14 protein-coding genes are annotated in these 21641 nt (G+C 66.1%); 4 read left to right on the top strand and 10 right to left on the bottom strand.

Features of this window, described 5'->3' with window-relative positions; translation table 11 throughout:
- Window positions 1-40: 40 nt before the first annotated feature.
- Window positions 41-1435: an MFS transporter gene (locus tag NG698_RS03390; protein WP_252608045.1), complete on the bottom strand. Its 1395-nt coding sequence runs from the start codon at window positions 1433-1435 to the stop codon at window positions 41-43.
- A 160-nt stretch (window positions 1436-1595) separates the two neighbouring features.
- Between NG698_RS03390 and NG698_RS03385 the strand changes: the two genes are divergently transcribed.
- Window positions 1596-2450 (top strand): LysR family transcriptional regulator, encoded by an 855-nt coding sequence (locus NG698_RS03385; protein ID WP_056341377.1) that lies wholly within the window; start codon window positions 1596-1598, stop codon window positions 2448-2450.
- 603 nt (window positions 2451-3053) lie between these two features.
- Here NG698_RS03385 and NG698_RS03380 read toward each other — a convergent pair.
- Together NG698_RS03380 and NG698_RS03375 are read right to left on the bottom strand one after the other, a co-directional pair.
- On the bottom strand, window positions 3054-6533 hold the full coding sequence (locus NG698_RS03380) for a proline dehydrogenase family protein (RefSeq protein ID WP_252608043.1): 3480 nt from the start codon (window positions 6531-6533) through the stop codon (window positions 3054-3056).
- 401 nt (window positions 6534-6934) lie between these two features.
- Entirely contained in the window at window positions 6935-8398 is a 1464-nt protein-coding gene (locus NG698_RS03375; RefSeq protein ID WP_058930841.1) for an amino acid permease, read from the bottom strand.
- A gap of 154 nt (window positions 8399-8552) precedes the next feature.
- Here NG698_RS03375 and NG698_RS03370 point away from each other — a divergent pair, with 154 nt between their 5' ends.
- The 3 genes from NG698_RS03370 (at window position 8553) to NG698_RS03360 (ending at window position 10989) form a co-directional block, all read left to right on the top strand.
- Window positions 8553-9479, top strand: a complete 927-nt coding sequence (locus tag NG698_RS03370; protein WP_252599172.1) for a LysR substrate-binding domain-containing protein — start codon at window positions 8553-8555, stop codon at window positions 9477-9479.
- Window positions 9480-9585: 106 nt separating this feature from the next.
- Window positions 9586-10011, top strand: coding sequence for an aspartate 1-decarboxylase (gene panD / locus NG698_RS03365; RefSeq protein WP_248763631.1), 426 nt, complete (start codon window positions 9586-9588; stop codon window positions 10009-10011).
- A gap of 51 nt (window positions 10012-10062) precedes the next feature.
- Entirely contained in the window at window positions 10063-10989 is a 927-nt protein-coding gene (locus NG698_RS03360; RefSeq protein ID WP_252599173.1) for an AEC family transporter, read from the top strand.
- A 222-nt stretch (window positions 10990-11211) separates the two neighbouring features.
- Here NG698_RS03360 and NG698_RS03355 read toward each other — a convergent pair whose 3' ends face one another.
- From NG698_RS03355 to NG698_RS03325, 7 genes are all read right to left on the bottom strand, one after another.
- Window positions 11212-13851, bottom strand: a complete 2640-nt coding sequence (locus NG698_RS03355) for a trehalase-like domain-containing protein (protein ID WP_252608040.1) — start codon at window positions 13849-13851, stop codon at window positions 11212-11214.
- Window positions 13852-14049: 198 nt separating this feature from the next.
- Complete coding sequence (locus NG698_RS03350; RefSeq protein WP_252608038.1) at window positions 14050-16164, bottom strand: hypothetical protein; 2115 nt, start codon at window positions 16162-16164, stop codon at window positions 14050-14052.
- 2 nt (window positions 16165-16166) lie between these two features.
- Window positions 16167-17252: a glycoside hydrolase family 130 protein gene (locus NG698_RS03345; RefSeq protein WP_252608035.1), complete on the bottom strand. Its 1086-nt coding sequence runs from the start codon at window positions 17250-17252 to the stop codon at window positions 16167-16169.
- Between the two features lie 3 nt (window positions 17253-17255).
- Entirely contained in the window at window positions 17256-18188 is a 933-nt protein-coding gene (locus tag NG698_RS03340) for a carbohydrate ABC transporter permease (RefSeq protein ID WP_374209920.1), read from the bottom strand.
- A gap of 1 nt (window position 18189) precedes the next feature.
- Window positions 18190-19155 (bottom strand): carbohydrate ABC transporter permease, encoded by a 966-nt coding sequence (locus NG698_RS03335; protein ID WP_252608034.1) that lies wholly within the window; start codon window positions 19153-19155, stop codon window positions 18190-18192.
- 12 nt (window positions 19156-19167) lie between these two features.
- Window positions 19168-20469: an extracellular solute-binding protein gene (locus tag NG698_RS03330; protein ID WP_252608033.1), complete on the bottom strand. Its 1302-nt coding sequence runs from the start codon at window positions 20467-20469 to the stop codon at window positions 19168-19170.
- A 35-nt stretch (window positions 20470-20504) separates the two neighbouring features.
- Window positions 20505-21593, bottom strand: coding sequence for a LacI family DNA-binding transcriptional regulator (locus tag NG698_RS03325; RefSeq protein ID WP_252608032.1), 1089 nt, complete (start codon window positions 21591-21593; stop codon window positions 20505-20507).
- Window positions 21594-21641: the final 48 nt, after the last annotated feature.

Raw genomic sequence — 21641 nt, 5'->3', positions numbered from 1 at the left:
GCCGCGGCCCAAGGTCTGCAGCCCTTTACGCCGTGGCCCCCTACGCCGTGGCCACCCGGCGGACGATCCGCAGCGGGTGGCGGCGGTCCTTGAGGTCCACCCTGAGCGCCAGCGCGCCTTTTCGGGCCAGGACGACGGCGACAGTCACCGCGGCGAGCGCCGGCACCCCGCCGGACACCATGAGTGCCACATGCGGGTCCACGTACTCGGCGATCCACCCGAGCATGGGCCCGCCGATGGCCTGGCCGCCGATCAGCACCATGATGTACAGGCTCATGACCCGGCCCCGGATGCCCATGTTGGAGCTGATCTGGACGAGCTGGTTGGAGCCGGTGAGGAACATCAGGCACCAGAATCCGGACAGGACCATCACCACGCTAAACCAGAGCATGGACGGCGCCAGGGCGGCCAGGCACAGCATCAGGCCATACATTCCGGCACAGAACACCACGGAGCGGAGCCGCAACTGGCGGCGCCGTGTGGACGCGACGGCACCGGCCAACGCCCCCAGTGCCACCAGGGCGTTCAGAAGGCCATAGCCGCCGGCGCCGACGTCGAACACGTGGTCCGCGAACGCGGCGAGCAGCACGGGCAGGCTCATGGCGAAGACGGAGATGAAACCGGCCATCAGCCACGGCCAGTAGATGGTGGGCTTGCTGAGCGCATACTGCAGTCCTTCCCGCAGCATGCCCTTCTTCTTGGGCGCAGGGGCACTAACGAACAGCTGGTTCTTGCGCAGGAGCAGCAGCATAGCCACGGTGGAGCAGCACGCCAGCGCATTCACGGCGAAGGCCCAGCCTGCGCCGACCGCGGTGAGCAGCAGTCCCGCCAGTGCCGGACCGATCAGGCCGCCCAGCTGGAACGTCGTGGAGTTGACGCTGATGGCGTTCCGGAGGTATTTGGGGCCCACCAGTTCGTTGACGAACACCTGGCGCGCGGGCTGGTCCAGCACGGTGACCAGGCCCAGCAGCAGCGCGATGACGTACACGTGCCACACTTCGATGGCGCCGGTCAGGGCAAGTGCCGCGAGCGCTGCGGCGAGGACCGCGGCCAGGCTCTGGCACAGGATGAGGATCCGGCGTTTGGCGAACCGGTCCGCCATCATGCCGCCCCACGGCCCCAACAGCAGCGACGGCAGGAACTGCAGGGCCACCGTGATGCCCACGGCGGTGACGGAGCCGGACAGTTCCAGCACCAGCCAGTCCTGGGCGATCCGCTGCATCCAGAGGGCGACGACGGCGACAAAGTGCCCGATCGCGAAGATGCGGAAATTGGGGACTTTCAGGGAGATAAACGTGTGCCGCCAGGGGAGGTGTTCACTAACGACGGCGATGGGTTGGGTCTGGGCGGAGGCGGCGGTAGCGGACGCGGAGGCGGAGGCGGAGTCGATGACGGGCTGGCTGACGGTTGCCGACGTTGGCGGTGGGGGTGCCACAGGGATGTCCTCAGGGAAGCGGGCGGACTGGGATGCTTCCCACGCTAGGCTGATTCAAGGTGATTATGTAGCCCTATCTCGCCTATAACTAGCATTACAAAGCGTAATAATGCCCACTCTGACGTGGGTGGACAGTCAGCCGCAGCCAAAGGAGTCCACTGTGTACGAACCCACCCAGCTCCGTTCCTTCCTGGCCGTAGCCGAGACGCTCAGCTTCACCAAGGCCGCGGAGCGCCTGGGCCTGGCACAGCCCACCGTCAGCCAGCATGTCCGCAAGCTGGAGACGGCGGCGAAGCGCATCCTCATCAGCAGGGACACCCGCGATGTCCGGCTCACGGACAACGGTGACGCGATGGCCGGCTTCGCCCGCACCATCCTTTCGGCCCACGATGCCGCCACCCGATACTTCTCCGGCTCGGCCATGCGGGGCCGGCTGCGGTTCGGCACGGCGGACGACCTCGCCATCACCGGCCTCCCCCGGATCCTTCGGGAGTTCCGCCAGGTCTATCCACAGATCAACCTTGAGCTCACCGTTGGCCAGAGCGACCAGCTGTACAAGAAACTCAATGCCGGCCAGCTGGACCTGGTGTTTGTGAAGTGGGTGGCTGGCGTCAAGGACGGCACGGTGGTCCAGCACGACACCTTTTCCTGGGTGGGGCTGGAACAGACGTCATTGGAGCCCGGGCATCCCGTACCGCTGATCTCCTACCCCTCCCCCAGCCTCAGCCGGAAGCTGGCCATCGATGCACTGGAATCAAGCGGCCGGACCTGGCGGATCACGTGCACTACCCGGCAGATCAGTGGTGTCCTGGCGGCACTCCGGGCAGGCATCGGCGTGGCTGTGATGCCGACGTCGCTGGTTCCCGAAGACCTCAAGATCATCACCCGCCGGTTCGACCTGCCTCCAGTGGGCGATGTGGATTTCACCCTGATCCGGAACCCGCTGGCCAACGCCGAAGTGATCGATGCGCTGACCCAGACCATCGTCGGGCGGACGCTCAAGAAGTCGGTTTGACCGAATTTGCCGCAGGAATCAGGACTGGAAACGAACCATTGAAGTAAAAGCCCGCCTCGCCTATGCTGGAATATCCATGGGTCAAGCAGTGGCCGGTTCAACACTACGAGTGCGCCATGCAGCCCATGATGCGGCCGCACTCGGGATAGGCAGCCAATGACGACAGCCGAGAACACCCATTTACACACTGTATATACCCAGCGACATAGCACCGTACGGCCGCTGGTCACGCATCATTCCAGCCATAACGCCGGTATTTCGCGGGCGGCCGAGTACGTCGGCAAACCCACGTGCGACAAGTGCGGCACGGATGAATTCATTTATCTTGAGTCCTACATTCCACCGGTTTACCGGCGTGACGGGGCGGTCAGGACACTGGGCGAAGTCGCCTACACCTGCACCCATTGCGAAGATTTCTCGGCCCACAATGTTCCTGCATCGTGGACTCCCCCAGGCTGGTATCTGGGCTAATTACCAACTGTCTCCAGGCTCGCCCCCGCGCAGCCACCTGATCACTACGCAACCATTCGACAGCGAAGGCCCGGCAACCGCCCCGAAGGCGGCCACCGGGCCTTTCGTGTTTTTGTTGGGCTTTCGGCCCGCCTAGATCAGCTCATCCGAGAGGTGGTTCGGGGTGCCGAAGCGGTGGGCCGTGATGCTGATGGCCTGCTCGTGCAGGAACGGCAGCAGCTCCACCCGTCCGGCCTCGGTGACCGCGTGGGCGTAGATCGCCAGGTCCGGCCGCCCGTCCGTGGCTTCGGCGAGTGCGGTGGCGTCGCCGCCGATCAGGCGGATCCGCGCACCGGACAGTTTGCCCGCCGCGGCGAGGCGTACCGCCGAAGCCAGCCAGCCGGCGTCGGACTCAACCGTGACGTTGACGTCCAGCCCGGTGAGCACGGCGCGCAGCTGGGCGGGAAGTTCGACGGCGGTGGACACGGTCAATACCGAACCGGCCAGGACGCCGGCCGCCACAGTCCGCACCAGGTGCGCCAGCACGCCCCCTTCGGAGAGCCGCACGGTGACCGGCAGCGCACGGTAGCGGAAGATGTTCCGCTCGGCGCTCAGGCCGGAGACGTCCTTGGCGGTGCCGAACTCGTCGGCCCACGCCTGGGCGTCAGACCCCAGCGAGCGCTGCAGCGACTCAAGCCCGGACGGATCCAGGGCGCCTGCGGCGGCGTTCAGGATGCGGCGGACGCCTGCGTTGGTGACGCTTGCCGCGGCTGAGGCTTCGGCACTGACCCAGTACCCGAGGCCGGCGAGGTAGTTGGGTCCGCCGGCTTTGGTGCCGGCGCCGACGGCGGATTTCTTCCAGCCGCCGAACGGCTGGCGCTGTACGATGGCGCCGGTGATGCCGCGGTTCACGTAGAGGTTTCCGGCCTGGATGGAGTCCAGCCAGGTGCCGAGCTCGTCCGGGTCCAGGGCGTGCAGGCCGGCGGTGAGGCCGTACTCGACCTGGTTCTGGATCGCGATGGCCTCCTCCAGCGTGTCAGCGGTCATGACGCCCAGGACCGGTCCGAAGAATTCGGTGAGGTGGAAGTAGGACCCGCGGCGGACGCCGTAGCGCACGCCCGGGCTCCAGAGGCGGCCGGTTCCGTCAAGCTTGCGCGGTTCCACGGCCCAGGTTTCGCCGTCGCCGAGGGTGGTGAGGGCGTTGAGGAGCTTGCCGTTTGCGGGCTCGATGATCGGGCCCATCTGGCTGGTGGGGTCCTGCGGGTAGCCCACCTTCAGCGAGGTCACGGCGTCAACCAGCTGGTTGTGGAACCGTCTGGACTTAGCAACGGAGCCCACCAGGATCACCAGGGACGCGGCGGAGCACTTCTGGCCGGCGTGGCCGAACGCTGAGTACGCCACGTCCTTGGCGGCCAGGTCCAGGTCGGCGCTGGGGGTGACGATGATGGCGTTCTTGCCGCTGGTCTCGGCCAGCAGGGGCAGGTCCTTGCGGAAGGAACGGAAGAGTTCGGCGGTTTCGTAGCCGCCGGTCAGGATCACGCGGTCCACGGCGGGGTGGGAGATCAGCTGCTGGCCGAGTTCACGCTCGCCGAGCTGGACCATGCTCAGCACGTCCTTCGGGACGCCGGCTTCCCAGAGTGCCTCGATCATCACGGCACCGCTGCGGCGGGCCTGCTTGGCGGGTTTGATCACGACGGCGGAGCCGGCGGCGAGTGCCGCGAGGGTGGACCCTGCCGGGATGGCCACCGGGAAGTTCCACGGCGGGGTCACCACGGTGAGCTTGGCCGGGACGAACGTGGCGCCGTCGACCATTTCCAGCTTCCGGGCAGACTCGGCGTAGTAGTGGGCAAAGTCCACGGCTTCGCTCACCTCGGGATCGCCCTGGTCGATGGTTTTACCGGTCTCGCTGGCCATGACCTCCAGGAGGTCGGCGCGGCGGGCTTCGAGGACATCGCCGGCGCGGTGGAGGATCTCGGCGCGCTGGTCGCCGGTCAGGGCGCCCCAGGCTTTGCCCTTCTCTACAGCGGTGGCGATGACGGTGTTGAGGGTGTCCGCGTCCGTGATGGTGGCGGCTTCGACGGCGGCGTTGCCCAGCCTGGAGGACGGGACACGATCCAGGATGGCCCGGCCCCAGATGCGGTTGGCGGGCAAGGACGGGTCAGTATCCGGCGTATTCGCGAACGCGTCACGCGGCAGGGGCTGCGGCGGGAGGCTGCGGTTCTGCTGCCGGTTGGCCGGGGGGACCTCGCCGTCGAGCTTGTCCAGGGAGGCGAGGAAGCGCTGCTTCTCGCGCTCGAACAGCACTTCGTTTTCACTGAGTTCAAACACGGCGGACATAAAGTTGTCCTGGCTGGCCCCCTCTTCGAGGCGGCGGATCAGGTAGGCGATGGCGACGTCGAACTCGGCCGGGTGCACCACCGGGGTGTACAGCAGGAGCGAGCCGACGTCTTTCTTGACGGCTTCAGCCTGGCCCTGCGCCATGCCCAGCAGCATCTCGAATTCGATGCCGGACTCCACGCCGCGCTGCTTGGCGAGCAGCCAGGCGAAGGCGATGTCGAAGAGGTTGTGGCCGGCCACGCCGATCCGGACGTTGTTGATCCGGTCCGGGTGCAGCGAGTAGTTGATGACGCGCTTGTAGTTGGTATCCGAATCCTGCTTGGTGTGCCAGGTGGCCAGCGGCCAGTCGTGCAGCGAGGCCTCCACCTGTTCCATGGGCAGGTTGGCGCCCTTGACCACGCGGACCTTGATGGCGGCGCCGCCGTTGGTGCGGCGCTCTGCGGCCCAATCCTGGAGGCGGGTCATGGCGGCGAGTGCATCCGGGAGGTAGGCCTGCAGCACAATGCCGGCCTCGAGGTTCTTGAACTCGGGCTTGTCCAGGATCCTGGTGAAGACCGCGATGGTCATGTCCAGGTCCTTGTATTCCTCCATGTCCAGGTTGATGAACTTGGCCTTCTGTCCCGCGCCGGCGAAGGACGCGGCTTTGGTGAACAGCGGCGTGAGCTTCTCGACGACGTGCTCCACGGCCTCGTCGAACGCCCACGCGGAGTGCGGGGCCACGGTGGAGGACACCTTGATGGAGACGTAGTCCACGTCCGGGCGGGCCAGGAGCGTGTGGGTGCCCGCGAGCCGGCGGGAAGCCTCATGCTCGCCCAGGACGGCCTCGCCCAGGAGGTTCACGTTGAGCTTGATGCCGTCCTTGCGGATCTTGGCGATGGCCGGGCCCAGCTTGGCGTCGGTGGCGTCAACAATCAGGTGGCCCACCATTTCGCGGAGCACACGGCGGGCGATCGGGATGACCACCTGCGGAACGACCGGCGCCATGGTTCCGCCGAGGCGGACGGCGCTGCGCATGTACCACGGCAGGAACGCCGGGACCTTGGGCGCCAGGGCGGCGAGGTTTCGGGCGGCGACGTGGAGGTCTTCGGGGCGGACCACGCCGTCCACGAAGCCCACCGTGAAGTCCAGGCCGTTCGGGTCCTTCAGTACACCGGCCAGCTGCTCAGCCGAGGCATCAACAGGAACTTTCGAAGCCTCGGTCAGCCAGCGGCGCACCAGCGTGATGGTGTCCGCCGCGAGGGCACGGGCCTGCGGGACGTCTGTCTGTCCGGTGGCTTCCGTTGCAGTGTGAGTCATGGTTTGCTCGTTCTTTCCTTGGTCTGGAAGGGGTCTTATTCATCAGTATGAACTTGCAATCACATAAGATAAAGCGATGTTTTCTAAGCAATACAGGTTAGGAAACCCAATGCTTTGATTTGCCGTCCAAACGGTCAGGAAATCCCCGATTTTTGGGCAACGCTCTCTCACTTAAAGCGGGTTTTTGGGCGACCCTCCCTCACTTCCTGCAGGTTTTGGGGCAACGCTCTCGCATCTCAATGAAAAACGGACGAACCCTCCCCACAGGATGTGAGAGAGGGTTCGTCGTTCGCGCCCCGAAAGTGAAAGAGCGTTTGGTGAAAACGTGCAGGAAGTGAGTGAGCGTCCGGGGGTGGGTGGGCCGGAACGGGTGGGCGGGTGGACGCCCGGGAACCCGGGGGTCAGCCGATGGGGCGGTGCATCTCCACAATCTCCTCGTGGCGTGGGCTGTCCGGGTTCATCAGGGAGTGCTTGCGGCCGTAGAAGAAGTAAATGGCCAGGCCGATAACCAGCCAAACACCGAACCGCGCCCAGGTCTCCCAGTGCAGCTGGAACATGAGGAAGGCGGACGCCAGCACACCGAAGGCCGGAATAACGGGCATCAGCGGCAGGCGGAACGTGCGCGGGGCGTCCGGCTTCTTGTAGCGGAACACGATCACGGCGAAGCAGACGACGACGAACGCGGCCAGGATGCCAATGTTCGTGAGGTCCGCGACGGCCTTGATGGGGAACACGCCGGCCAGCAGGGCGGAGGCGACGCCGGCAATCCAGGTAACGCGCTGCGGGGTTCCGTGCCGGTCCGTCTTGGCGAACCAGCCTGGCAGCAGGCCATCGCGGCTCATGGAGAACCAGACACGCGTGACGCCCAGGAGGAAGGTCAGCATCACCGTGAGGATGGACAGGACGGCGAAGACCGAAATGATGGTGGCGATGACGGGCAGACCCACGCCGGTGAACGCGGAAGCGAAGCCGGCCGTGGGGTCGATGTCCTTGTAGTTCTGCATGCCGGTCAGGACTAGGGTGGCAGCGACGTAGAGCAGCATGGCGATGATCAGCGAAAGGATGATGGCCTTCGGCATGTGCTTCTTGCCGTCCGTGGCTTCTTCCGCCGCGGTACTCATGGCGTCGTACCCGAACACCGCGAAGAAGACGGTCGCGGCACCGGCCAGGACGGGCCCAAAGCCGCTGGGCATAAACGGGTTGTAGTTGTTGGTGTCGATATAGAAAACGCCGAGGCCGATAATGAACAGGATCAGGATGACCTTGATGGCCACGGCTACGAGTTCAAAACGGCCGAATGCCTTGGTGCCGCGGGACAGGATCCAGGTCACCAGGAGGCAGACCACGATGGCGGGAATGTTGACGATGCCGCCCTTACCCTCATCCGGCGTGGACGTCATCCAGACAGGCATGTTAACTCCGATACCCGACAGGAAGGCGTCGAAGTACCCCGAAATGCCAATGGCCACCACGGCCACAATGGCAATGTATTCGAGCAGCAGGTCCCAGCCGATGAACCATCCAATCACCTCACCCAGAGCAACGTAGCCGTAGGTGTAGGCGGACCCTGCGCGCGGAATCATGCCTGCAAACTCGGCGTAGGACAGGGCAGCCGCGGCGGATGCGAGACCAGCAACAAGGAACGAGATCAGCACAGCGGGCCCCACTCCGGGAGTATCTTCGCTTCCGGCCGCGACCAACCCGGCGAGGGAGAAAATTCCAACGCCGATGATGCCGCCGACACCAATGGCGGTGAGCTGCCAGAGCCCGAGGGACTTGAACAGCCCGCTGTGCTTGTTTTCTTCTTCGATATCGTCGATGGGCTTGCGCCGCATAATCGACTGGGACATATCTCTTGTGCTCATCAGGAACTCCTGCGTGGGGTGCGGCCCCAACACGGCGCCCCGGCGAGGGGCTGTGACGGGGGTAACTCAGGTACACCAGTATGCAAGCGCAGTTGCGTTAGATAAAGTGACTACTTCTAACCTATATTCATTAGATTCATCAAGGAATGTGGCCATGCTCGATGTCCGGCGCCTGCGGCTTCTCCGCGAACTGAAGATCCGGGGCACCCTGGCGGAGGTGGCGGAGGCACTGCAGTACAGCCCGTCGTCGGTCTCCCAGCAGCTTGCCCTGCTGGAAAAGGAAGTGGGCGTGGAGCTGCTCCGGAAGACGGGGCGGCGCGTGCAGCTGACGCCCCAGGCCGAAGTCCTGGTGGCCCACACCGCCCAGCTGCTCGAAACCATGGAGCAGGCTGAAGCAGACCTCGCGGCGTCGCTGACGACTGTCACGGGAACCGTCCGGATTGCGGTGTTCCAGTCCGCGGCCTTGGCGCTGATGCCGGACACGCTCACGCGGATGACGGCGGAGTACCCGGAGGTCCGGATCGAAATGATCCAGCGCGAACCCGAAACGGCACTTCATGAGACGTGGGCGCGCGATTTTGACCTGGTCATCGCCGAACAGTATCCGGGCCACGCCGCCCCGCGGTACCCGGAGCTGGACCGCATCAAGCTGACCACTGACGTGATCCGGCTGGCCGTTCCGCCGGCCGCTCCCGGCCGGCCGCCCATCACGTCGCTGGAAGATACTGCCGCGCTGCCCTGGGTGATGGAGCCCCGCGGCGCGGCATCCCGGCACTGGGCGGAGCAGGCCTGCCGGAGTGCCGGGTTCGAGCCCGATGTGCGCTTCGAAACAGCCGATCTCCAGGCGCAGATCAGGCTGATCGAGTCCGGAAATGCCGTGGCGCTGATGCCGGACCTCGTCTGGACCGGCCGCGGCACCACCGCCCAGCTGCTGGACCTGCCCGGCAACCCGCACCGCACCGTGTTCACATCGGTGCGCCGCTCCAGCGCGCAGCGGCCGGCCATCCTCGCCGCCCGCGAGACGCTGGCCGCCACCGCCACCTCAGTAGCAAGGACGGACGACGGCGGCGCATCGAGTTAGGTGCCGGATCGCCCGGTCACGTGCGGGTAGGCGGGGAAACAGCTTCCGCCGGCATGTTCAGTGCGTCACAGCGCGATCCGGGTGCCGACGCTAGACTGGGCGGGTTATGAATCGCACAATGTTCAAGTCCAAAATCCACCGGGCCACCGTCACGCATGCCGACCTGCACTACGTAGGATCGGTCACCGTTGACCTGGACCTGCTGGATGCTGCCGATATCCTTCCCGGCGAGCTCGTGGCCATCGTGGACGTGACCAACGGTGCGCGCCTGGAGACCTACACCATCGCCGGCGAGCGCGGCTCCGGTGTCATTGGCATCAACGGGGCAGCAGCCCACCTGATGCACGAGAACGACATCGTCATCCTCATCACCTATGCCCAGATGACCACGGAAGAGGCCCATGCCTACACCCCGAAGGTCATCCATGTGGATGAGGACAACAAGATTGTCCAGATCGGAAACGACCCCGCCGAGTGCCACACGCCCGGCCTGATGCGTCCGCCGTTCGCCCTGAACAACGCCGCCCTGTAGCCGGAGCGTGAGTCCGGGCAGACACCGCCGCCGCAGCCTCGGAGGCTTTTCTTGGTAGGCGTGCTGCAGGGCTTCTTTGTTGTCTGGTTCATCATCATGGTGGGCTGGTTCGTCGGCCGCCAACGGATCCTGGGCGACAACGCCCGCCAGGTCCTCAGTGGCCTGACCTTCTTTGTGGCCAGCCCTGCACTCCTCTTCGAGACGCTCAGCAAAGCGCAGCTGCGGGAAGTCTTCGCGGAACCGCTGCTGGTCACGGCTGTGTCCGCCGTCTGCACCGCCCTTATCTTCTTCAGCATCGTCAAGTTCGTCCTTAAGCGCGCGTTGCCGGAAGCACTGATGTCCTCGATGGCCGCTTCCCTGGCCAACTCCGCGAACCTCGGTATTCCCATCGCGGTATATGTTCTGGGCGACGCCAGCTACGTGGCACCGCTGCTGATCTTCCAACTGGCGTTCTTCACACCGATTTTCCTGATGATCCTGGACGCCAGCACCAGCTCACACCGCACCACGCCCTGGGGATTCATTCTGATGATCCTGCGGAACCCGATGATTGTTGGCTCGGGCCTTGGCCTGCTGGTGGCGGGGACCGGTTGGAAGGTTCCGCCGCTGCTCCTGGAGCCGATCCACCTCATTGGCGGCGCTGCGATTCCGGCCATGCTGATCGCCTTCGGCATGAGCCTGAACGGCAGCCGGCCATTGCAGGCCGCCGCCGGCAGACGCGTGGACACTCTCCTGGCCAGTGCCTTCAAACTGGTGGTCCAGCCGGCCATCGCCTACGTTTTTGCCCGCTTTGCCGTAGGGCTCGACGGCCCGGCCCTGTTCGCGGCCGTCGTGGTGGCGTCCCTCCCCACCGCGCAGAACGTTTTTGTTGCCGCCAGCCGCTACCAGACCGGCCTCACCGTGGCCAAGGACACCGTCCTGATCACCACGGTGGTGGCGGTACCTGCCATGATCGGCGTCGCGCTGCTGCTGAACTGATTGGCTGCTGAACTGACCAGCGGTTTGTGCTCCCGCTAGGTTCCCTCGTCACGCCAGGCACGCTTTTAGCGCCCGACGGCGGCGCCCACCGCGCAGTTCCGCGGCAGGCCGCCGTCGTGCTTCCCAAAAAGGCGCTGTGCGTGATAAACCGGCGGAAAAAACCAGCGCGCACGAGCAGTTGGGGCCCTCCCGACAGGGCCTCAAGTGCACGTTCGCGCCGGGTTATGTCCTTTTGGCCTCTGGCTTGTGCCGGTCCAGGATCCGGGCGCAGCGGATGAACCCCAGGTGCGAGTACGCCTGCGGGTGGTTCCCCAGGTGCGTCTCCGTACTGGGATCGTATTCTTCGGGGAGCAGGCCGGTGGGGCCGAAGAGGTTCACCAGCTGGTCGAACAGGTCCCAGGCCTCCTCGATCCTGCCCACCGCAACGTACGCCTCAATCAGCCAGGTAGTACAGATGTGGAAGCCGCCCTCCAAACCCGGCAGGCCGTCGTCGTACCTGTACCGGAACACGGTGGGGCCCACCCGCAGTTCCCTTTCCACGGCGGTGACGGTGTCCAGGAACCGCTGGTCAGTGACATCCAGCAGGCCGGAGAGCCCGATGTGGAGGACGGCTGCATCCAGGTCGGGGCTGTCGTAGGCCACGGTGTAGGACGCGGCCGAGTCATCCCAGCCTTCGCGCAGGACTTCCTCCCGGATGGTTTGCGCCGTGGGTTCCCACGACGGATCCGGCGTCCTGCCGTGCCGGTCGGCGGTCCGCAGTGCGCGGTCCAGCGTCACCCAGCACATCACCTTGGTGTAGACGTGGTGCCGCGGCGGCCGCCGGGCTTCCCAAATGCCGTGGTCAGGCTCGTGCCACCGGGCCAGGACGGCGGCCGCCATCTGCACCAACAGGTCCCAGTGGCCGTCCTCGAGGCCACCATTCCGTGAGCTGACGCCGTGGATCAGTTCAGCCACCGGCCCGAAGACATCGAGCTGGACCTGGTGGTCTGCGGCGTTGCCGATCCGGACCGGCCGGGACCCCGCATACCCGGGCAGGCTGTCGATGACGGCCTCCGTGGACAGCGGCGCCCCCGTCACCGAGTACAGCGGATGCAGCCATTCCGGGCCCGGTGCATGTTCGAGGATCCGGCCCAGCCAGCTGAGGAACCCGGCCGCCTCCGCCGTGGAGCCCAGGTCCACCAGCGCGTTCACCGTCATGGAGCCGTCCCGCAGCCAGCAGTAGCGGTAATCCCAGTTCCGTGTGCCGCCGATTCCTTCTGGCAGCGACGTGGTGGGCGCGGCCAGCACGGCACCCGTGGGCTCGTGCACGAGGGCGCGGAGGACCAGCGCTGAGCGGCGGACCAGCGATGGCTTCACCGAGGGCAGTTCCAGTTCCTGCACCCAGCGGCGGGAGTGGAGCGCCACGCCCGCCCGCCGGTCCGTCTCCCCGCGGGGGTCCGCCAACGCAGGCTCGGTGTCGCCGCAGCGCAGGTTGAGGACCACCGGCCCGTCCTGGAGGTTGACCGAAGCGGTGGCGGTGGCATGGAGGCCGTCCGAGGTGATGGTGAAACTGACGCCCGGGGCAAAAAGGAAAATGGGATCGGAGGTTCCCACCACATGGAGTTCATCGCCGCGGGCCTCCATGCTGAACGGCGCGTTGGCGTAATCCGGCCGGGGCGCGAAGACGATCTTGGCGCCGCCGGTTCCGGAGAGCACCCGGACCAGGCTGGTGATCCCTTCCGGTGCCGGCTCCAGGTAGTCCGTGACGGTTACGTCCGCCCAGCGCGTCTCCACGATCATGGTGCTGTCCACGTAGCGCTGGCCCAGAACCTGCGAGGCCTTGAGCGGCTCTACGGAGAAGTGCCCGGCGGCGTCCCCGCCCAGGATGTGGGCGAACAGCGACCCTGAATCCGGGAGCGGGTGGCTCATCCAGCAGACCTTGGCATCCGGAGTGACCAAAGCGGTGGATGATCCGTTGCCGATCATCGTGTGGCGCTCGAGCCCCACTGCGTCCTCGCCGAAAAGCCAAGCCCGCCGCAGCTCGAACAGGAGGGCCAGGACGCGGGCGAAGGATTCCGGGTCCCGCAGCCGGTGGGACGCGCGGGTCTCCCCCGGCCCCACTCGTAACCCCAGGTCCGGGCCGCGGAGCGTGGCGATGGCCATTTCGTCGCTGTGGGCGTCCCCTGCGTACAGCGCAGCACTCGCGCCCAGCCGGGACCGGAGGTTTTCCAGGGCGTCCGCCTTGGCCGGTTCCATCACCGAGAGGTCCAGGACCGAACCGTCCACGATGAAGAACAGCCCATGGGCCCTGGCGATCTCCCGCGCCGTTTCCGTCACGACCTGCACCACCGTCGGGGAGGCCGGCCGGGTGTGCACCGACACGGCCACCGGCTTCCGCTCGATCCAGATTCCCTCCTGGAAACCCACGGCCTCAGTCAGCGCGGTGCCTACCTTGTGGAGCGTGGCTTCGGTGGCGAGGTCCTGGACGTGGGCGAAGGCCATGTCCGACTCCGCGCCATGCGAGCCGATGAGGTGCACCTCCGCGGGCAGCCGTGACACAGCGGCGAGGTCACGCAGCGAGCGCCCCGAGATGACGGCGGTATGGGTGTTGGGTAGGGCGGCCAGGGCGCGGAGCGCGATCGCGGCGCTCCCCAGGGGAAGGGTCTCGGTGGAGATTCCCTCCGCGTCGCACAGTGTTCCGCCGTAGTTGCAGGCCACCAGCAGCCCGGGGACACGGGCGAGGACCTTCAGTTCGGCCAGGAGGGTGGGGGTGAAACCTTCGTCCGCCAGGTCCGACTGGATGAACGTCCGGAGCAGGCCCAGCGGCAGCGATCTGGTCAGCAGGGCGGAATCCGCCACGCTCTGGTTCAACGGCGTAGCCATGCGTGCACTCCTTCAGCAGAGCCTGGCCCGGAAAGGCCGGAGGGGCCGTATCCCATGTTTCCGCCGGGTGGTTTCGCCTGAATGTCCCGGCTATTGCCACCGTGTAAAGTCCGACGGCGGGACCCACCCTCCGCCGCCGGCCTCGCGTCACGTCGTGTCACGCAGCCTCCCGTCGCGTCGTGTCACGCAGGGCAGGCCTTAACGCCCGACGACGGTCAGCGTCGCCAGGGTGAAGCCGCCAGGGGCCACCGTGACGCGTCCGGACGTGGCGCCGGCGCTGCCGTTGGAGCCCTTGACCGGCTGGCCGGCGGAGTCGTACTGGCGCTGGACCAGCACAAACCCTTCCGGCACGCCCACCTGCCGTACGGTAGCGGACTTGGCCGCGCTGACGTACAGCGTGGAGTCGCCGCCCGAACCGGAGACGGACACCGTGGAGATCAGCGGCTGGACGAGGAGTGCGTCCAGTGCCGCCTGGCCGTCGGTGCTGGCGGTGACCGAGGTCAGGCCGGCAGCGAGGGCGCGCCGCAAGGTGAACGGGATGAGGATGCCGGGGGCATCGGTGATGCCCTGCGCCCCTGCCCTGCCGTTGGCCGTGGTGCCGAGCAGGCCCTTGGCCGAGGTCCAGGTGGTGGTGCCCGAGGGCGCAATTGCCTGGTTCACAATGGGGAAGATGTTGCTGGGCTGGTCCGCTGCCGGCAACGGGATGGAAAGACTGCCGCCAGCGTTCAGGTCCACATATGCCCCGCCGGAGATGTTCGCTTCGCCGGTCCAGGCCGACGGCGGCCGCACCACTGTGCCGTTGCCTGTGATGGTGCCGGCTTCGGCTTCCACCACGTTGAGCCCGTTGGTCCCGTCGGTCACGCTGATCCCTAGGGCCTTGGCCCGGAGTTCCGGGTCGGCGTCGAGGGCCAGCATGGTGAGCAGGGCATGGATGGTGGATTCGGCGCCGGAGTTGGGGTTGATCCGGCCGTCCGTTTCGATCCCGTCGATGGCCGTGCCGGTTGCCGGGTTGTAGGCGGGGGCGCCGTTGGGGCTGGCGCCGAAGAACCAGCCCGCGGCGATGGCTGCCACGTCCAGGAGTCCCGGCGCTTTAGCGGCTTCCGCCGTCGCCACCAGGCTTTGGACGCGGGAGTCCACGCCGTACGCGATCTGGGCCTCGCCGGGAGCGGGGCTCCAGGCGTTGTCCGGACCGCCCGCTGCGAGCAGCTGCGGCGTGAACTGCGCGGTGTCCTTCACGGCTGCCGTCAGCAGGTCAGGCCGGTCCAGGACAGTGGATGCGGTGGCAACAGCGGCCGGAGCCATGCCGCCCCACGCGTGCCAGAGGCTCTGGGACTTGTTCCACGGCATGATCGCGCCGAACGGCCATTGCGTGGCCGAGCCGGAAGACATAGCGGCCACACCCTCGCTCAGCCGGGACAGCGCCGTGGTGGCCACGGCATCGGACGGAACGGTCTCCACGTACGCGGCCAAGCCCAGCACGGCCTCGGCGGAGGCATCCGCGCCGCCAGCAATGAGCCAGGCCGGGACCTGGACGCCGTCGGCGGTGTCGAACGTTCCGTACTTGGCGAGAGACTGGCGGTTCAGGGCACCCAGGGACAGGTGCAGCCGGTCCTGCAGGAACGCGGCGAACTCCGGATCGGACCCCGCAAACCCTGCGAAGCCTTCGCCCAGGGCCCACACCGTGCGGGCCAGCCAGTAGGACTCCGCGGAGTCGGACGGATCCGGCAGTTCCACGGGAATGGCGCTGGGGTTCAGGCTGCCCTCCGCCTGCTGCCAGAGGATGACGTTGCCGGCGTTCGGGCCATCCACCGTTTGCAGGTACGTAAGCGTACGGAGGTTCTGGAAGGCGTGCTCCCTGCTCGCCAGGTCCCCGGTCTGCTTCCAGTGCCGCAGGTAGACCACGGCGGTGCGGGCGATATCGTCCGCGTTGTAGGCACCCTGGGTCCAGTCGCCGGTGGCCGGGTCCAGGTCCCCGCCGCCCACGCGGTCATAACTGCCGTCGTCGTTCTTATCGGCGTAGGTCCACGGCGCTTCGGCCTCGGGGTCCTGCTCGAGCTGGTAGGTGGCGTGCCCGGCCACCGGAGCCAGCGGCACCGTGTCCACCAGGAAGTCGAGGTGGTCCAGGTTGGTCAGACTCCCGCCGTCGGCCAATGCGGGTTCCAGGACGGGTGCCGCCGTTGCAGTATGCGCACTGGCGGACGACGGCGGCGCGGCAGGGGCCGCCGTGACGGCACCTGCCTGCAGCGAAACAGCCAGCATGGAAACGGCCACCGCCGTCACCACCGGCCGTGTGGCCTTCGGTGAAGGCAGCACCGTCAGATCCGGTCCAGTTTGGCGACACCGATTTTGGAGTCGGCCATCCCGTAGAACACAAACAGCTGGTCGCCGATTTTTTCGATCGCGGTGGGGAACACCACGTTCGGCACGATCCCGGAGATCTCGTCCTCGGTTTCCGGCGCCAACAGCGGCTTGTCGCTGCGGGCGATCACCGTGGAGGGATCGTCCGCGGACAGGATCATGGCCGCGGCGGTGTAGTTAACGTTCTGCTGCTGCTCGAAGGCGGAGGCGGCCATCTTTCCGGCCACGCCGTGGTGGATCAGGAGCCAGCCTTCGTCCACGCGGATGGGGGGCGGGCCGCCGCCGATCTTCAGTTCCTCAAAGGGGAACTCGCTGAGGGCCACCAGCCGGTGCTTGCCCATGTGCACCAGGTTGCGCAGGTCGCGTTCGACGTCGGCCACGGCCACGTAGGAGATCCAGATGCCGGGGCGGTTGTCCGTGACGCCGGCGGGCAGGTGCTCGCCTTCGCCGGGACGGATCCAGCCCAGGTCCCACATGGGGCGGTGCAGCATGGCGTAGGAGGGCACGCCGTCGGGGTCGTTCACCGGCTCCGGGAAAAACACTGCATCCTTGTTGGGAAACAGGTTCAGGTCCATGGAGAGATCGGCCTGGTACTCGAAGAAGCACGGGCCAAGGCGGTCCCAGTTCCGGAGGTCCTCGGAGTGGGCGAAGGCGAGGCGGGGGCCCAGCGGGCCGTAGGCCACGTAGGTCATGAGGTGCTTGCCAAGGGAGGGCACCCAGGTGGTGCGCGGATCCTCGGTGCCGGCATTGTTCATGCCGCGTTCCCAGCCCTCGTCCGGGGCCAGGACCACGCCCTCGCGTTCCACGCCGCTGGGCACGCCGTCGTCGTTGATGACCACCTTGGCGAGCCCCACACGGGACACGTTGCCCGTGGCCACAAGCCGCGGCAGCAGGTACAGCTCGCCGTCCGGGCCGCGGCCGCTGGCGGGGTTGAGGACGCCTTCGGCTTCGAAGTAGTTGCCGGGCTCGGGGGTCATGATGACGCCGGCGCGGGTGAGGGTGAAGGGGACAGTGGGGAGTGCTGAAGTGTGGGGGGAAGTCATGGATTAGCCCTTTACGCTGGAACCGATATTGGTGGAAATGAACTGGCGCTGGAAGAAAATGAAGAGTGCGACGGCGGGGGCCGCCAGCACGCAGGCACCGGCAAGGATGGCACCGAACGGGTTGCCGGCCTGGCCGGCGATGTTGGAGATGAAGTTGGCCAGTGACACGGCCAACGGCTGCAGGGACTGCTCCTTCGTGACCAGGAACGGCCACAGGAACTCGTTCCACGGGCCGATAAAGGTCAGCAGCACGGCGGTGACGATGGCAGGACGGACCAGCGGGATGGCGATCTGCCACAGGATCCGCAGCTCCGAGGCGCCGTCGATCCGGGCGGCCTCAAACAGGGTTGAGGGCAGCTGGAGGAAGTACTGGCGGAACACAAACACCGCCGTGGAGTTGATGGCGAACGGCATGATCATGCCCAGGTAGCTGTCCGCGAGGCCGTAATCGCGCACGATCATGACGTAGAGCGGGATGAGCAGCAGCTGGAACGGGATCATCTGCACCAGCAGCATCATCCCGAACACCACGCCGCGGCCACGGAACTTCATCTGCGCCAGGGCATAGCCCACCAGCAGCCCGAAAATCACCGTGAAGAGGATGACGCCGCCGGTGAAGATGCCGGAGTTGAGCAGGCCGCGGAACAGGTTGATGGACTCGTTGATCTGCACATAGTTCGCGCCGGTGATGTTGGCCGGGTTGGGAAACGCGCCGAAAATCGACGTGTCCGGGGCAGTCTGCAGTGAACCGATGAGCATGTAATAGAACGGGAAGAGGAAAACGAAGGCGCCCACGCATAGCAGGATGAAGCTGCCCACGCCCAGGTTGCGGCGTTTTTCGACGCCCAAGTCGGGACGAAGGACAGGTTCCGCTGGTTCCGGACGCCGGCTGGCGTCGTCGTCGTTCTTGGCGTTTTGTGCGTTGGTGACGGACATGTCAGTCCTCCTTCCCGCCGACGAGGCGTTTCTGGATCAGGGCGATCAGCAGGACGCCGATCACCAGCACCACACCCAGTGCGGCCGCGACGTCGGGGTTCCCCTGCAGGAGGCCCCGCTGGTACATGATGAACACCGGGGAGGCCGAGGCCCCGTCCGGACCGCCGCCGCCGGTCAGCAGGTACGGCTCGGTGAAGAGGTTTGCGCCGGTAATGGTGGCCAGCAGCGTGACCAGGACGCTGGCGGGCCGGACGCCTGGCACGGTGATGTTCCAGAACTGGACCCACTTGTTGCCGCCGTCCACGGCCGCTGATTCGTACAGCTCATCGGGGATGTTCTGCAGCGCCGCGAGGTAGAGCAGGATGAAGAATCCCAGCTGTTTCCACGTCACGTACAGGGCCACGGTAGGCATGGCCAGCCACGAATTCACCAGCCAGGACGGGGTTGGGGCCAGGGGCCCCAGCAGCGTGTTCAGCAGCCCGTTTTGTTGGAAGAGGAACAGCCAGACCCCGACGACGGCGACGCTCGCGGTCACATACGGCACGTAGTAGCTGAGGCGGAAGAACGTCTTGAACCGGGTGATGCGGTTCAAGGCGTTGGCCAGCAGCAGCGACAGGCCCACCGTGAGCGGGACGTTGATGATGAGGAAAACGCCGATGTTCAGGAACGAGCGCTGGACGGCGGGGTCTGACAGGACGGCGATGTAGTTGTCGAACCCTACAAACGGCCGGTCCACCTTGACCCGTGGTGCCGTGAAGAAGAAATCGTGGAAGGAAATGTAGACGGCGTAGCCGAGGGGGAACGCCAGGACGGCCAGCACGTAGATGACGTACGGGGCGCTGAACAGCAGGCCCAGCGGCTGGGGGCCCAGGAAGTTCTTACGCTTCCTGGGCACCAGCCGCCGGTCCGCCGGTCCACCAGCCGGTTTCCCCGTGACGGGGTTCCCACTAGAAGAGCGGAGTGACATTGGGGGTCACCGCTACTTCTGGGCTACCAGTTGGTTGATCTTGTCGGCCGCGTCCTTGAACGAGGTGTCGATGCTTTCGTTCCCGAAAATCACGGCCTTGGCGTAGGCGGTGCGGAAGGTCTGCCAGACCTCAACCGAGTTGGAGACGTTGGGGACCTCCACAGTCCGCGCGGCCTGCTCGGCAAACTGGGTGTACGCCGGGTTCTTGGCGAAGTAGTCCGCGTACACCGTGGGAAGGTCCTTGCGCATGGGCATCTGGCCGGTGTCGGTCAGCAGCTTGCCGTCCTGCTCCTGGCTGGTGGCGAACTTCATGACCTCCCAGGCGGTGCCCTGGTTCTCGCAGGCGGAGTACATGGCCACGTTCTTGGCATCGGAGAAGGTTGACGTATCAGCCTTGGCCGCGGCAGCGGGGACCGGGACTGCGCCCCAGTTCACCTTGTCCTTGTAGGCGGCAATGGCCCACGGCCCGGCCATGGACATGGCGGCCTTGCCTTCGGCGAACGAATCACCCTGGTAGACCTCCTTGGAGGCCAGTTTCTCCTTATAGAGGGTCTCGAACATGGTGGCTACCTGCTTGCCCTCCTCCCTGTCGAACGTGGCCTTGCCGTCCTTCACCAGCGGGGTGCCGTCGGAGTTGGCGGCGTAGAAGGAGTAGAAATCGAACCAGGCCTGGAAGAAGTCACTGGCCGGTGATGGCCACATGGCGTTGGTGGCAGCACCTGAGGACACCAGGGTCCGGGCGGTGTCCAGCAGTTCCTGGTGCGTCCCCAGCTTCGGGTTCTCCGGATCCAGCCCGGCCTTGGCAAACATGTCCTTGTTGTAGAAGAGGACAACGGGATTGGACTTCCACGGCAGCTGGTACATCTTGCCGTCCGCGGACTTGTACTGGTCCGCCAGGTCACCGGTGCGGTCCTTGATGTACTGGAGCCCGTCCGGGAACTCATCCAGGGCCACCAAACCACCCTGCTTCTGGAACTGGGGAACTGCGACAGGCGCGGTGTTGAAGACCAGGCAGGGAGCGTTGCCGGCCGTGATGGCTGCACCGATGACTTCCTCGGAGCTCTTGCCGGCAGGGATCTCCTGCGCATCGATCTTCTCGTCCGGGTGGGCGGAGTTCCAGGATTCCACCATCGCCTTGCCCCACTTCACCTCGAACTCGTTGTTGGAGTACCAGATCTTGATGGGGCCCTTGGCGGACGTGGCGGAACCGCCATCGCCGCCCCCTCCGCTGCCGCCGCAGGCAGCCAGGCCTGCCCCCATTACGGTCAGGGCGGCCACTGACAGTATTCGCGTGGCTTTGGTAAAGCGCTTCATTGCGACTCCTTGATACTGGTCCCGGTGGGGATCTGCTACGGGTTGGTGTGCTTTTTTGCTTGCTTTTTTGCTTGCTTTGGGGATTGCTGGGGGACTGGCTTGGTGGTTGTGGATGGGGCGGGGCCGGTGGAGGCGCGGACCAGCAGGGAAGGTGCCTGCAGGTCCGTATCCTCACCGGAGTGGGTGCCGTTGAGCTGGTCCAGGAGGGCCTGCGCGGCAACTCTGCCCCAGCGCATGGGGTCAGTGGCGATAGTGGTGAGGGGCGGGTTGAGGTACTGGGTGAACTCGGCGTTGTCGTAACCGGTGATGGACAGATCTCCCGGAACGCTCAGGCCCTGGGACTGGGCGAAGGACTGGCCGGACGTCGCCATGAGGTCGTTCGCATAGACAATCGCGGTGGGGCGGTCCGGCCGGCGGAGCAGTTCCGCGGTGGCGGCCACTCCCCCGGGCGCCGTGAAGTCAGCCTCCGCGAACAGATCCGCTGCCAGGCCGGCAGCGGCCATGGCCGCTTCCCAGGCCCGGCGGCGGCTGCGGCCGTGGATGTATTCCTGGGCGCCGCCCACGTGGCCGATCCGGACGTGGCCCAGGGCCAGAAGATGTTCGACGGCGGCCGTGATGCCGTCCGTGTCATCCATGGACACCGCGGGGAAGGGTGAGTCCGAATCCGGCCTGTTGAGCGTCACGGCCGGCAGCTTGAGCTCGCGCAGCAGACCGATCCGGGAATCATGGTGCCGCACATCGGTCAGGATCACGCCGTCCACGCGGCCGCCGTCGGCCAGTTTGCGGTAGGCCCGCTCTTCGGCGCCGGGGGCGGTGGCAACGCTCAGGACCAGCGTGTAATCGTGCTCGGCGAGGGTGGTCTCGATGCCCGCAATGAACGCCGGGAAGAACGGGTCCGTGCCAAGGAGCTTTGGGTCGCGGGCCACCACAAGGCCCAGCGCGTAGGCCTTCGCGGAGGACAGGCCCTTGGCGCGGAGGCTCGGCTTCCAGCCAAGCTCTTTGGCGACCTGCAAGATCCGGCCCCGGGTGGCGTCGCTGACGCCGGGCTGGTTGTTCAGCGCATACGAGACAGCACCTTTGCTGACCCCGGCCGCATGGGCGACGTCGCTGATGGTTACTGCCATGATGTGGGACCCTTCAGGTTTCGGGTCCCGTGACTCACGCCACTGAAC

The organism is Pseudarthrobacter raffinosi, from assembly GCF_023913735.1.
GTDB classification, from domain to species: domain Bacteria; phylum Actinomycetota; class Actinomycetes; order Actinomycetales; family Micrococcaceae; genus Arthrobacter; species Arthrobacter raffinosi.
This window is presented reverse-complemented; position numbering and strand designations above follow the sequence as displayed.